This window comes from Lutimonas vermicola (assembly GCF_038433205.1).
Lineage (GTDB): Bacteria > Bacteroidota > Bacteroidia > Flavobacteriales > Flavobacteriaceae > Lutimonas > Lutimonas vermicola.
In genome coordinates, this window is sequence record NZ_JBCDNA010000002.1 from 1,008,684 (window position 1) to 1,022,838 (window position 14,155).

A 14,155-nucleotide genomic window follows, 5' to 3' on the forward strand; every position below is an offset into this window, starting at 1 on the left:
AAATATGCTGAAATACCTTAGTACAACTGTAAGTTTTTTATTCTTTATTTTCACCGCAATGGCTCAGGAAAAAGAAGTGATTGAAAACAATCCAAATTATCAATTTCAATCAGAAAAAAGACAGGAAACCCAAAAAACAGCTCCGGTAAAAAAAGTGTATACCTACAAAAGAAGCTGGAGCTTTGGTGGTAATCTTGGCTTGTCATTTTGGAATGGGGGAACGGATATTCTTATCGCACCTAAAGCCTATTACAACGTTTCGCCCAAATTTCTAACCGGATTTGGTTTAACCTATATCTATTCAGGGTATAAGGACGATTTTGGCAAGTATAATCAAAATTCATTCGGGCCAAGTATTATGGGGGCTTTCAGGCCAGTTCCTTATTTACAGCTATCGGCTGAATATGAAGGTTTGCAAACCAATGGCAATGGCACGGTTTATATTTTGGGTAGTAACAATATCAAAAACAATTACTCCTACTGGAATAATGCCATCTATTTAGGAGCATCTTTTGTGTCAAGAAATGTGTCTTTTGGCGTTCGATATGATGTTTTATACGATGCTTCCAGAAGCGTATACAGCTCAGCCTGGTCTCCCGTTATTGGTTTTTATTTCTAAAAAACACCTTTTGCCATTCTCTTTTTAAGACCATTAAGGTAATTACCTGAGCAATTTTTTCAGGATCAGTGTCGACTATTGACTTTATAGTCTGCTCCGAAATGTCTACCCGATATAGAAAATTCAGGTAAGACCCAAAATCGTTGGCCATTAAATGTAAAAGCAAATGGTATATTTCATTGAGAAGCTCCTTGGCGGACAAGCTCTCAGCGCACATAAAATCAATTCCTGAAAGAGCAGCATCCTTATTCAGTTGTTGAATCAATTTTCCAAGAAGATGCCGTGATTCAATTTTTTCGACAAGAGCCAAACTTTCATTAAATTTCAAAGTCATCATGTTTTGCGTTTCATCAAACTCATTCCAAAATCCTTCAATACCGCTTTTTTCAATTTATCCAGTGAGAGTGATTCAATATCATTAAAAGCTTTTAAGGTAAATCTTTGAATTTCATCCTGCAACAATTCAGGAATCCCATATTTTATAAAGATGGCTTTAACTTCGGAGATCTTTTCATCTTCATTATGTGCACCTGAATAAAGATCAAGTAATTTGATTTTATCCTCCGAATCGGCAAGTTCCAGGGCCTTGATATAAAGAAACGTTTTTTTACTCTCGACGATATCTCCCCCAATTCGCTTTCCAAAATCCTCTGAACCAAAAGTGTCGAGAAAATCATCCTGTAATTGAAATGCAATGCCCAGGTTCAATCCAAAATCATAGATCTTATTTTGATCTTTAGAAGAGGCTTTAGCAACGATGGCTCCCATTTTCATGGAGGCCCCTACAAGAACTGCTGTTTTAAAACTGATCATTTTTATATATGCATTCATGGGCACATCCAACATGCGCTCAAAATCTATATCCAGTTGTTGTCCTTCACATACTTCCAGCGCGGTCTTATTATATAAGGAAATTAACTTTTTAAAAGTTGTTCCCTCATAATGCTCCAGTCTTTGGTTCGATTGAATCATAAGTGCATCACCTGAGAGTATTGCTGTATTCAGATCCCATTTGCTGTGAACTGTTTGCTTTCCTCTTCTCAGGTCAGCACTATCCATAATATCATCATGGATCAAGGTAAAATTGTGAAACATTTCCACTGATAAAGCGGCTTCCATAGCCTCATAAAAATCTCCGCCAAACAAATCACAACTCATCAAAGCAAGTACGGGCCTCATTCTCTTACCACCTAATGACATGATATAATCAATTGGCTGATAAAGGTTTTCCGGTTCCTTAACAAGGATGTTTTTTTCCAGATAATTCAAAAAAGCCTCTCTGTAATTCTCTATTCTCAAAATTTTGTTTTTGGTAAAAATAATTAATCTGCTTGAATAGCCTCATTTGAAAATGTAATTTTCAATAAATCCGAATGGAGCCAAATGTAACAAACACGTTTTGAGTTCGACACATATGCCCAATGTTAATTTTTGTAAACTTAGGAAACTTTTTTTGTTTTTAAAGTTTCCAGCATTTATCTTTGTCGGCCATGAAAGACAGGATTTTACATAAAGCGGCTGATATGTTTTTAAATTTAGGGTTTAAAAGCGTTACTATGGACGACATTGCAAATGAACTTGGGATGTCAAAAAAAACTATTTACGCTCATTTTTCGACAAAGTTAAAACTTGTTCAAGCAGCCACTTTTCATGTCCTGGACAAAATCAATGAAACAATCGACAAAGTTTGTTCGGCAAATCACAATCCCATTGAAGAAATATTTACCATTAAATCCATGGTACATGACCAGTTGAAAAACGAAAAATCATCTCCCGCTTATCAGCTCCAAAAATATTATCCCAAGGTCTTTCAACAGGTCAAGGAAAAACAATTTGAATGTGTCAGTGTCTGCATCGCAGATAATTTAAAAAGAGGAATCCGAGACGGCTATTACAGAAATGACATTGACATAGATTTGATCACCAGGTTTTATTTCAGCGGAAATATGAGTCTTACAAATAATGAAATTTTCCCTTTAAAAGTATATGACATTTCAATGCTGAAAGATGCCTTTCTCGAATATCATGTTAGAGCAATTTCAACTGAAAAAGGATTAAAAATGTTATCAAATATTCTTAAAAAATGAAAAAAATATACGCCTTTCTGGTATTGACGATTTTTGTTTTCTCTGCAAAAGCACAGGAAACACTTGCCTTCACACTTGACGAAGCGGTCCAATATGCCTTGGAGCACAACTATACGGTTAGAAATGCGGCGCTGGATATCGATGCTGCCGAAAAGCAAAAATGGGAAGCAACCTCATTTGGGTTGCCACAGATCGATGGAACTATTGATTATCAAAATTGGATAAAACAGGCTGTTACCTTCCTGCCCGCAGAGATTGTAGGCGGTCCGCCCGGAGAATTTGAAGAGGTGGTTTTTGGGGCCAAACAAAATATGAATGCAACTGTAACTTTAAATCAAATCCTTTTTGACGGCTCTTATTTAGTGGGCCTGCAATCTGCCAAAACCTTTTTGAAAATTTCAAATCTGGCAAAGGAAAAAACCGATCAAAGTATTCGAGAAGCAGTCATAAATGCATATGGAACGGTTTTGGTTTCCAAAGAAACCATAAAAATTCTAATCAAAAACAAGGAAGTATTAGAAAAAAACCTGCTTGAAACAAAGATGCTATTAGAAAATGGTTTCGCCGAAGAACAGGATTTTGAACAACAACAAATTACTTTATCAAAGATCGACAATGCGTTGAACAGGTCTAGAAGAGAGGAATTTATCTATAAACAAATGTTTAATTTGACTCTGGGCATTCCCATCAACGAACCTGTAACACTGACCGAAAACCTGGAAGCACTTGCTTTGAGAAGTACTGACATGAATATGATCACGACTGATTTTAACCTTGAGAACCATATTGATTTTAAAATTGCAGATAACAAGGTTGAATCTGATGCCTTATTGGTAAAATATGAAAAAACCAAAGGCATGCCTTCCCTGAATGCATTTGTGAATTATTCACAATTTGCGAATAACAATAATTTCATTTTCTTCGAAAGTCAGGATAATTGGTTCGACTCGTCTTTAATAGGTATCAGTTTAAAAGTTCCCATATTCAGCAGCCTGCAAAGAAGTGCCAGAACACAACAAGCCAAGATCAATTTAATGCAATCAGAAATCGACCTCAATGAGAAGTCTGAGGAGCTAAAACTGCAAGTGTCCACCGCGAAAAATAAATACCAATTTGCCTTGGATCAATTTCAGACTTCAAGTAAAAACCTCGTATTGGCAGAGCGTATTGCAGATAAAGAACAAATTAAATTCTTTGAAGGCCTGAGCACCAGCATAAATTTAACAAACGTTCAAAATCAATTATATAGCTCACAACAAGATTATATTCAATCAATTCTGGAAATCATTCAGACAAAAGTAGAATTAGAAAATGCACTTAACTTATTTTGATATGAAAAACATATTACCCCTGTTTATAATAGCAATCCTTCTTGCTTCCTGCGGCAATGGAGACAAAAAAAGCGTAGAGGCTGTTATTGAATCCCGGAACCTTGAATCAATTCGGGCTAAAAAATCCGAGTTGGTTAGCGAACAAAATCTGATTAAACGAGAAATTAAAAAACTCGATATCGCCATTGAAGAACTTGACGCTGGTAAAAGAATCCCTTTAATCACTTCTTTTAAACTAGAAGAAACTGAATTTAGGCATTTTCTGGAATTACAGGGAAACGTGACGACTAAAAATCTCTTGATGATCTATCCTGAATTCTCTGGGGTTCTCTCGAATGTTTATGTCAAGGAAGGTCAAAAAGTGGAAAAAGGACAAATACTTGCTAAAATAGATGACGGAGGATTAAGTCAGCAACTGGCTCAGTTGAAAATCCAGGCCGACCTGGCCAAAACGACTTTTGAAAGACAGCAAAGGCTTTGGGATCAGAAAATCGGAAGTGAAATGCAATATTTGCAAGCCAAATCAAATTATGAAGCACAAAACCAGGCCATTGCTCAATTAGAACAACAAGTTGCAAAAACGATTGTGCGAGCTCCTTTCTCGGGAACTATTGATGATGTATTAACCGAACAAGGAAGTGTCGTTATGCCGGGGCAATCAGAACTGATGCGAATAGTGAACCTCGACAACATGTACATAGTTACCGATGTCCCTGAAAAATACATTACAACAATTACCAAAAACAAAAAAGTGGAAGTGGAGTTTCCAGTATTGGGTATAAAGATTGAATCTAAAGTTCGGCAAGTAGGAGATTTTATCAATCCAGATAACAGAACGTTCAAAGTGGAAATATCTGTACCCAATAAGGAGAAGTCTATAAAACCCAACCTAACTGCCAAACTAAGAATTAATGACTATTCTAACGAAAAAGCCTTACTCATTCCTCAAAGCGTCATTTCTGAAAATGCCAGTGGCGAACAATATGTTTATGTCGTTAAAGACAAGACGGAAAATAATGAAGCCACAGCCGAAAAATTGATTATTGAAACGGGACTTACTCAGGGTGATTATATTGAAGTAACCAAGGGCCTGACATCGGGGAGTGAAGTGATCATGGAGGGTGCCAGAAGCGTGAATGACGGTCAAAAAGTGAAAATAATCAACCAAGACGCATAATTATGGTCAAACAGAAAAAAGTACTCGACAAAGAGTTCGGTTTGTCGTCATGGGCTATCAATAATAAAACGACTATTTACGTTATTATTTTGATCATTCTATTTTCCGGTCTGTCGTCGTATAACAATATGCCGAGAGAGAATTTCCCCGAAATTAAGGAAACCAAAATATACGTGAGTTCTATCTATCCTGGAAATACAGCGGAGGATGTTGAAAAATTATTGACAGATCCGATTGAGGAAAAGCTTAAAACTGTGAGCAATGTAGTCGAAATTACGTCTACTTCCCAGGAGGATTATTCGATGGTTGTGATCGAGTTTGATGAGAACATCAATGTTGATGATGCCAAACAAAAAGTGAAGGATGAAATTGATTCTGAAACGGCAGGAGAAGATTGGCCAACCTTCAATGGTGCCAAAGTTGAACCTAACGTTTTTGAACTGACGCTTTCTGAAGAAATGCCCATCCTGAATATTAATATTACAGGTGATTATCCAGTTGAAAAACTCAAGGAATATGCAGAATATCTGGAGGATGAAATTGAAAACCTGCAGGAGATAAAGCAAGTTGATATAAGAGGTGCCCAGGAAAAGGAAGTTGAAATCGCCGTTGATATTTATAAAATGATGGCCGCAAAGGTTAGTTTTGATGACGTGATCAGTGCAGTAAACAACGGGAATATAACCATGTCGGCAGGAAACCTTGTTTCAAGTGGTCAGAGGCGCACTATTAGAATCATAGGAGAAATTGACGAACCGTCGGATCTTGATGATTTTGTTGTAAAATCGGAAAATAACAGCCCCATTTATTTAAAAGACATTGCTAATGTATCTTTTAAAGAAAAAGAAAAAACAACCTATGCCAGAAACTTTGGAGAAGTTGTTGTGATGCTCGATGTGAAGAAAAGAAGCGGCAAAAACATGGTGGCTGCAGCTGAAAAAATACAAACCATTGTTTCGGATGCCAGGATCAATGTATTTCCAAGTGACCTAAGGATCTCCATTACAAATGACCAATCTCCCAAGACTTTGGGTCAGGTCGATGATTTAGTGAATAATATTGTTTTTGGAATTATTCTGGTGGTCACGGTCCTGATGTTCTTTTTAGGATTTAGAAATGCGCTCTTTGTAGGGTTTGCCATTCCTATGTCTATGCTTATGTCTTTGATGATTTTAGATGCTTTGGGATATTCCATGAACACCATGGTGCTGTTTGGATTGATCATGGGACTTGGAATGCTGGTGGATAACGGTATCGTTGTTGTGGAAAATGTGTACAGACTCATGGATGAAGAAGGTATGAGCAGGAAAGAAGCCGCTAAAAAAGGAATTAGCGAAATTGCCTTTCCTATTATTATTTCCACGGCCACCACCATTGCTGCCTTTATACCTCTGGGGTTATGGCCTGGTGTTATGGGGGAATTTATGATTTATCTGCCTATTACGCTATCGGTGGTGCTTGGTTCTTCGCTGGTTGTAGCGATCTTTTTTAATTCAGTAATGGTTTCTCAATTTATGAGTATTGAAGATAAGGATATGTCGCGTAAAAATATTTTTACCATAACAGGGATATTGGTGCTGTTTGGGCTTCTGATCTTTTTTATTGGAGGACAATACAAGATTTTCGGGTCTATTATGCTGACCACAGCCATCCTGCTTTGGGTGTACAGGTTGGTACTGAGAAAGATGGCAAATTATTTTCAGACAGAAATCCTGACAAAATCGGAAAAAATTTACGAAAAGACTTTAAAAACCTCCCTCAGTGGCTGGAAACCTTATGCCATTACAGCGGGAACCATCATCTTACTTTTTCTGGCCTTTGCCGGTTTTGGAGCCTCAGTGGCCACCCAAAGAACGAAAGTTGAATTCTTTCCTGACAACGTTCCAAATCAAATCATAGTATATATTGAATATCCTCAAGGGACAGAAATTGAAAAGACCAACAATATTACAAAAGAGATTGAACAACGCGTTTATTCATTCTTAAATGCTGAAGAATATAAAGATGGTGACTATAATTTTATGGTCGAAAGTGCAGTGGCACAGGTTGGTGAAGGCGCAGGGAATCCTCAAACTGATGGGGGATCAGCCGCAGAGATGCCTCATAAATCAAAGATTACTGCATCTATGCGTGAATTTAAGTATCGAAAAGGCAAAGATAGTGAACAACTGAGGCAAAAAATTCAGGAAGCTCTTGTAGGGATTTATCCCGGGGTAACCATCAGTGTTGAAAAAGAAGCCAATGGACCACCAGCCGGATATCCAATCAATATTGAAATAGAAGGTGATGACTACATTGAACTCATTCATACTGCAGAAAAAATGAAAGATTTCATCAATATGCAAAGTATCATGGGAATAGATGAATTGAAAATTGACGTCAACCGTTCTAAACCCTCGATGTATGTTACTGTTGACCGCAGAAAAGCCGGTGAGCTTGGGGTAAGTGCCGGACAGGTAGGCCAGCAACTGAGAAATTCAATCTTTGGCGCAAAAGCAGGTATTTACAAGGAAGATGGAGAAGACTATGACATTTATGTAAGATTCAATGAAAAAGACAAGTATAATAAAAGTGCCATTTTTAACCAAAAGATTACCTTCAGGGACCCTGCAACCGGTAAGATAAAGGAGGTACCGGTGTCTGCTGTAACTGAACGGAAAAACAATTCTGCCTTCAGCGCAATCAAACACAAAGATGTAAAAAGGGTGGTTACCTTGTATTCGGCTCTTTCTCCGGGCTTTACTGATGCAGGAGCCATCGTCAACAGAATTCAGTCTGAAATGGAAGGTTTTTCTGACCTGCCGGCCGGAGTAAAAATTGACTACACAGGACAAATTGAGGAGCAGAATAAACAAATGGCGTTTTTAGTAGGAGCCTTTATATCGGGTCTCGGACTCATCTTTCTGATCCTGATCTTTCAATTTAACTCTGTATCGAAACCAGGAATCATTATGCTGGCCATATTTCTGAGTTTGATAGGCGTATTTAGTGGTCTGATCATTACGGGAAATTCTTTTGTAATCATGATGACCATGGTTGGTATCATTTCCTTGGCTGGTATTGTGGTCAACAACGGGGTAGTACTGCTGGATTATACCCAGTTGCTGATCGATAGAAAAAAAGTTGAATTGGATATTGATGAAGATGCATATCTTGACAATGAAAATTTGCTTAAATCCATCGTGCAGGCTGGAAAAGCCAGACTGCGCCCTGTTTTGTTAACGGCTATCACAACCATATTGGGATTAATACCTTTAGCTGTTGGCTTCAATATAAATTTCTATACATTATTTACAGAGCTTGATCCTCAGATCTATATAGGAGGGGATAATGTAGTTTTTTGGGGACCATTGGCATGGACAGTGATTTATGGCCTTCTTATAGCTACTTTTTTAACGCTAGTCGTAGTTCCCATACTATTTTATTTAATAACCAGGTTTAAGATGTGGTTGAGAACAAAAACGCGACCGTCTGTAAATGCTGTGGATGACTGATGTCCATTGATAAAATATAACAAATGAGAAATGAACTTCATTGCTAAGAAGTTCATTTCTCATTTATATTTTAAAAAAACAGCCCAATGTTGTAAAAGTGAGTTCTCTTTGGGTTTAATACAAAGTTCTTACAACCTTTCTCCAACTTAGAACCAGAAGCCGACATTGATATACCAGTGATTCTGGTTGTTGTCTGGATTCCACGAATACAATAATTCTATGGGTCCAATGATCGTATTCACACCGTAACCTGCAGCATAACCGCTTTTTGTGTCTTCAAAAATTCTTCCATCGTTCCAGATATCGTCATTAATCCGTCCAAAATTGCCAGTAAAGGAAAGAAAGTTTTTTCGAAATATTTCAAACCTGGCAGTGAACGCTGTTCTCAGATAGGCAGATTCGTTAAATTCGGCAAAGCCATAGCCGTAAAAAGGAACAAATGTATTGATATAGTTTTCATTAAAGCCTCCGAGATGATAATCTAATACTTCATTTTCATTGTTGCCCAAAGTTATCCCGGCTTGAGAAATAACCTGAAAAGTGAGTTTGTCAAAAAAGGTATAGGCTAAGCCAACCTTCCCTGATAACTGGGAAAAGGGCGTAAAATTCTTGTAATAATCACTTGAATACCCATAAAGCACATAATCAGCATCAAGAAATACACCTTTTTTAGGGAAGTAATTGGTGTCATAAGTATCCAGCATAATTTTCCCAAAAGCATTTAAATAATGACTTCGATCAAAATAAATCCTGTTGGTGTCGTCATTGACGACTTCATCGGTAAACGCATTGATGAATTTATGCTCGATACCCACTTGAAATGCCCACTGATCTTTTACCGTTGATTGCAGGAAAAGTTTGGTCGTAAAATCGACATAACGCAAGGGAACAAGTAATCCGTTATCTAAAGGGCCTCCGGTTCTAACAATGGGGAGCGCTGAAGAAACTATATCAGATTTAAAGGTATTATATCTTGTATTGAGGCCAAAGCTCCAGTTAAAACCATTATCATAGAAGTAATCAATATTGTATCTGATATTATCTCCAACTACAAAATCTGCCGAAACAAAATCATTTTTAAAGAATAAATGTTTATTGGTTAGGTTGATGAGAATTCCGGTTTTATACAAATCGTCATAATGTGCCCCGAATTGAATCAAGGTTTTTTCCTTTTTCTCAATGATTTCAAATTCTACATTTATTCCCTCATCTGCAGGGGCCAATTTGTAAAAAACACTTTCGAAATTGCCGGTAGCCGTTAAAACATCAATCCCTCTCATAAAATCTTTCTGACTGATCCTTTTATTTTTTTCAAGTCCCAATTTTTTAATACAATATTTATCAGTAAAGTTTCTGTTGCCTTTAATGGATATCTCATTGATCAGGAATTCATCACTAAAAGAATAAGCCTTAATAGATCTTTTGGGAGCCGGGCCTTTTTGACGGGCCGCTAATGCCATAAGCTGATCCTCCACTTTATCCACTGCGATTTTACCTCTTCTCATGATCTCTTCACTTTGATCGAAAGAGAAGGTAGAAAACTCATCTAATTCGGGCCTGATGTATAAGTCTGATTTCTGTATCTTTTCTTCCCATTTATTATACATCTGAAAGCCGGCAATCTGCATTAAAATTTCAGGTAATGTTGTGAGGTTTTCAATCTCCTTAAGGCCTGCTGAAACGTTGACCCCAATAATATAGTCAACCCCTTTTTCCCTCATTTTTTCCACCGGAAAATTATCTACGATCCCGCCGTCCACCAAGACCTTCCCATCGACTTTTACAGGTGTCAATAAACCCGGAAACGAACCACTTGCTCGAATTGCTTCAGGAAGGAAGCCTTTATCCAACACCACTTCTTCGCCGGTTTCCAAATTGGTGGCAATACAAAAGAATGGTACATTCAATTTGCTGAAATCATCAATTCCGTGAACATGTTCGGTAAGCCTGGAAAACACATTAAAAGCACTTTGACCATTTGAAACAGCCGAAGGTAATTCAATCTTTCTTTTAACCAGGGGCAAAGAAACGGCGTATTTACCACCATTCTCCTTTTGATAGAATGACGAAACCTCTCTCGGCAGCTCATCTCTAACGAGACCATTAAGGTCATAAACCCTTAAAACTGAATCGAGTTCTTTCGCACTGTAACCGGAGGCATAAAGACCTCCAATAATAGCACCCATACTTGTTCCTGCAATATAATCAATCCTTATTCCCGCTTCATCCAGTTTTTTTAACACCTCTATATGAGCAAAACCCTTGGCGCCTCCTCCGCTCAAAACCAAGCCGATTTTTATATCTTCCTGCTCAGGAACTTCTTCCTGGGCATGCAGAACAGGCAGCGATATAAAATATAAAATGAAAAGGAAATATCTCATGAAGTCGATTTTGGGGGCTGTTCGATTTTAAATTGACGGCTAACTTTTGCAGCCTTATCCTTACCTATAAGTTGCTCTAATTCTTCAAAGGTTGCAGTTTTTATCCTTTTAATTGACTTAAATTTTTTTAACAAGGTTAAAATGGTTTTTTCTCCAATTCCATCGATGTTAGAAAGCTCACTGTTGATAGCTCCCTTGCTCCGTTTATTTCGATGATGTGCAATACCAAACCTATGTGCCTCGTTTCGCAATTGTTGAATGATTTTAAGGGATTCCGATTTTTTATCAAGGTACAACGGAATGGAATCACCCGGATAATAGATTTCTTCGAGTCGTTTGGCAATACCTATAATGGCAATTTTACCTCTTAAACCCAACACCTCAAGACTTTTCAAGGCTGAAGACAGCTGACCCTTACCTCCGTCAATGACAATAAGTTGAGGGAGGTCCCTTTCTTCCTGTAAAAGCCTCTTGTACCTTCTGTGAACGACTTCTTCCATAGAGGCGTAATCATCAGGCCCATCAACAGTTTTAATATTAAAGTGACGGTATTCCTTTTTGTCGGGTTTCCCATTTTTAAATACCACGCATGCTGCCACAGGATGACTACCCTGTATATTGGAGTTGTCAAAACATTCAATGTGCCGGGGTTCTTGTTTGAGCCTCAGGTCTTTTTGCATTTGGGCCATTATCCTTTTTGTATGCCTGTCGGGATCAATGATCTGAATTTGCTTAAATCGTTCCTGCCTGAAATATTTGGCATTGCGAATAGATAATTCAACAATGCGTTTTTTATCTCCTTGTTTCGGCACCGTTACTTTAACCAGGTCGCCCATATCAATCGACATTGGCGTGAATATTTCAGGAGATAAAGAATGGAACCGTTCTCGTATTTCAATGATGGCCAATTCCAGTAATGACTTGTCATCTTCATCCAGTTTCTTTTTGATCTCTACGGTATGTGACTGGATGATTGCTCCGTTCACGATCTTGAGGAAGTTCACGTAGGCAAAAGACTCGTCTGATACAATACTAAACACATCAACATTTGTGATTGAAGGGTTTACCACTGTAGATTTGGCCTGATAGTTAGACAACAATTCTATCTTATCTTTGATTTTCTGAGCTTCTTCATATTCGGCCCGTTCTGAAAAATCGAGCATTAACTGTTCAAATCGCTTTAAAGAGGATCGAAATTGACCTTTGATGATATTCCTGATCTCTTTGATGTCCTGATCGTAATCTTCTTCTGATTGCAGCCCCTCACAGGCTCCTTTGCAATTCTTGATATGATATTCCAAACAGACCTTGTACTTTTCATTTTGAATGTTCTCAGGAGAGAGGTTATAAGCGCAGCTCCTCAATGGATATAATTCCTTTATCAAAGATAACAGTGCCCTAACTGTTTTTACTGATGTGTATGGGCCATAATACTCCGAACCGTCCTTCCAAACATTTCTTGTTTGAAACACTCTGGGAAAAGCTTCCTTTTTAATGCAGATCCATGGGTAGGTCTTATCATCTTTCAAAAGCACATTATAACGGGGTTGATACTTCTTTATCAGGTTATTCTCAAGTAAAAGGGCATCTGTCTCTGTTTCTACAACGATGTGCTTTATCTGAGCAATCTTCTTTACTAACACCCTGGTCTTCCCGTTTTCATGATGCTTTGTAAAATATGATGCCACCCTTTTTTTCAGGTTCTTGGCCTTGCCTATGTATAAGAGTTTCTCGTCCCGGTCAAAGTATTGGTACACTCCAGGTGAATCAGGCAGGGATTTTATTTGAACTTCTAATTCCAATTAGGGGTCTTTTAATGGTCATTTGGATCCTATATATCCATGAGTTCAGTGCTCAAAAACAATATCCTTGTCAACACAGTCTCTTCTTTTTCGAAAACTTGTTGAAAGTTCATTTGGATTTCCGTATAAAATAAATCAAAATCTTTGATTTATCACAGTTAAGCTCAGTCAAAAACTACAATTGAACAATTTAATTTTAAATCTTTACGATTTTAATAAAATTTTAATTCGCCTCCAGAAGCCCTGTTTATCATGGCTTTATACAGGCAATATTCGTATTTTTACACATCCAAAACAGATCATAAAAATACGTTTTTAAAATACAAGGAAATGAAATATTGGAAAAAACTTACCCATCATACATTACAATTGAGAATTGAAAACGCCCTGAAAGAAAATGTTGATTTTGAGAATGACACTTCCCTGGGTTATCCTGCCTCTAAATTAGACGACAAGGTATTTTACAGTGATGCTCCTTTTTTAAAGGATGCACCAACGCTCAAAACCTATGTAGCCAATCCAAATCACATAGGGTGTCATACTTTTGGTTCATCTGAGAGTGCCTTTAAGGGAACTCAGGAAATTGAGCGAGAAGTATTAAGGGTTTTAGCAGTTGATTTCTTTAAGATGGAAGACGAGCAATTCGATGGATATATTGCTCCTGGCGGTACTGAGGCAAATATCCAAGCCATATGGGTCTTTAGAAACTACTTCAATAATCATTTTAGCGCCAAAAATAATGAGATAGTAATTCTGGCTTCAGAAGACACACATTATTCTATACCCAAGGCCTCCAACCTGCTAAGTCTGGACCTTCTTAGTATCCCTGTAAACTTTGAAAACAGGGAAATTGATCCTGTTGCTTTAGAAGGCGTGGTCAACGGGGCCATTGCCAATGGGAAAAAATATTTTATCGTTATTGCCAATATGGCCACAACCATGTTTGGTTCAGTGGATGATCCTGATGTGTATACGGAGCTGCTCGAAGGGCTAAACCTTGAATATAAATTACATATTGATGGTGCGTACGGAGGTTTTATTTATCCGTTTAGCAACCTGAAGTCAAAAATAAACTTTAGCAATCCAAAGGTTTCGTCCATTACCATCGATGCCCATAAAATGTTGCAGGCTCCTTATGGGACAGGAGTCTATTTAAGCCGAAAAGGCCTTATAGAAAACGTGCTCACCAAGGAAGCTGAGTATGTTGAAGGAATGGACCTTACGCTCTGCGGAAGTCGATCAGGAGCCAATGCGATTGCCGTTT

Annotated in this window: 10 protein-coding genes; 6 read left to right on the plus strand and 4 right to left on the minus strand. The window is 37.8% G+C overall.

Translation table 11 applies throughout. The features are described from left to right. Nucleotides 1–4 precede the first annotated feature (4 nt). Nucleotides 5–619 carry a hypothetical protein gene (locus AABB81_RS11835; RefSeq protein WP_342160740.1) on the plus strand — a complete coding sequence of 205 codons (615 nt, stop codon included), beginning with the start codon at nt 5–7 and terminating at the stop codon, nt 617–619. Here the strand turns inward: AABB81_RS11835 and AABB81_RS11840 are convergent. Further along, a complete protein-coding gene (locus tag AABB81_RS11840) occupies nt 600–956 on the minus strand; it encodes a hypothetical protein (protein WP_342160741.1) in 357 nt (118 codons plus the stop codon). The genes AABB81_RS11835 and AABB81_RS11840 overlap by 20 nt on opposite strands. Next, nucleotides 953–1,918 carry a polyprenyl synthetase family protein gene (locus tag AABB81_RS11845; RefSeq protein ID WP_342160743.1) on the minus strand — a complete coding sequence of 322 codons (966 nt, stop codon included), beginning with the start codon at nt 1,916–1,918 and terminating at the stop codon, nt 953–955. Before AABB81_RS11845 ends, AABB81_RS11840 begins: the two co-directional genes overlap by 4 nt. Before the next feature lie 191 nt (nt 1,919–2,109). Here AABB81_RS11845 and AABB81_RS11850 point away from each other — a divergent pair, with 191 nt between their 5' ends. Genes AABB81_RS11850 through AABB81_RS11865 form a run of 4 tightly spaced genes read left to right on the plus strand, consistent with a single transcriptional unit; the run spans nt 2,110 to nt 8,708 of the window. Beyond that, a complete protein-coding gene (locus AABB81_RS11850; protein ID WP_342160744.1) occupies nt 2,110–2,706 on the plus strand; it encodes a TetR/AcrR family transcriptional regulator in 597 nt (198 codons plus the stop codon). Then, a complete protein-coding gene (locus AABB81_RS11855) occupies nt 2,703–4,037 on the plus strand; it encodes a TolC family protein (protein WP_342160745.1) in 1,335 nt (444 codons plus the stop codon). Before AABB81_RS11850 ends, AABB81_RS11855 begins: the two co-directional genes overlap by 4 nt. 1 nt (nt 4,038) lies before the next feature. Continuing rightward, the gene (locus tag AABB81_RS11860; protein WP_342160746.1) at nt 4,039–5,214 is read left to right on the plus strand and encodes an efflux RND transporter periplasmic adaptor subunit; all 1,176 of its coding nucleotides are present in this window, start codon (nt 4,039–4,041) and stop codon (nt 5,212–5,214) included. A 2-nt stretch (nt 5,215–5,216) separates the two neighbouring features. Then, the gene (locus tag AABB81_RS11865) at nt 5,217–8,708 is read left to right on the plus strand and encodes an efflux RND transporter permease subunit (protein ID WP_342160747.1); all 3,492 of its coding nucleotides are present in this window, start codon (nt 5,217–5,219) and stop codon (nt 8,706–8,708) included. A 146-nt stretch (nt 8,709–8,854) separates the two neighbouring features. Here AABB81_RS11865 and AABB81_RS11870 read toward each other — a convergent pair whose 3' ends face one another. Together AABB81_RS11870 and uvrC are read right to left on the minus strand one after the other, a co-directional pair. Beyond that, entirely contained in the window at nt 8,855–11,089 is a 2,235-nt protein-coding gene (locus AABB81_RS11870) for a patatin-like phospholipase family protein (protein WP_342160748.1), read from the minus strand. Continuing rightward, nucleotides 11,086–12,891 (minus strand): excinuclease ABC subunit UvrC, encoded by a 1,806-nt coding sequence (gene uvrC / locus AABB81_RS11875; protein WP_342160749.1) that lies wholly within the window; start codon nt 12,889–12,891, stop codon nt 11,086–11,088. The genes AABB81_RS11870 and uvrC overlap by 4 nt, the downstream gene beginning before the upstream one ends. Nucleotides 12,892–13,221: 330 nt before the next feature. Here uvrC and AABB81_RS11880 point away from each other — a divergent pair. Continuing rightward, on the plus strand, nt 13,222–14,155 hold a 934-nt coding region (locus tag AABB81_RS11880), incomplete at its 3' end, for a pyridoxal-dependent decarboxylase (protein WP_342160750.1).

Excerpts from the sequence above, each read along its gene's own strand:
- AABB81_RS11835 (WP_342160740.1), top strand. The coding sequence starts at position 5 with ATGCTGAAATACCTTAGTACAACTGTAAGTTTTTTATTCTTTATTTTC.
- AABB81_RS11840 (WP_342160741.1), bottom strand. The coding sequence starts at position 956 with ATGATGACTTTGAAATTTAATGAAAGTTTGGCTCTTGTCGAAAAAATT.
- AABB81_RS11850 (WP_342160744.1), top strand. The coding sequence starts at position 2,110 with ATGAAAGACAGGATTTTACATAAAGCGGCTGATATGTTTTTAAATTTA.
- AABB81_RS11855 (WP_342160745.1), top strand. The coding sequence starts at position 2,703 with ATGAAAAAAATATACGCCTTTCTGGTATTGACGATTTTTGTTTTCTCT.
- AABB81_RS11860 (WP_342160746.1), top strand. The coding sequence starts at position 4,039 with ATGAAAAACATATTACCCCTGTTTATAATAGCAATCCTTCTTGCTTCC.
- AABB81_RS11865 (WP_342160747.1), top strand. The coding sequence starts at position 5,217 with ATGGTCAAACAGAAAAAAGTACTCGACAAAGAGTTCGGTTTGTCGTCA.
- AABB81_RS11870 (WP_342160748.1), bottom strand. The coding sequence starts at position 11,089 with ATGAGATATTTCCTTTTCATTTTATATTTTATATCGCTGCCTGTTCTG.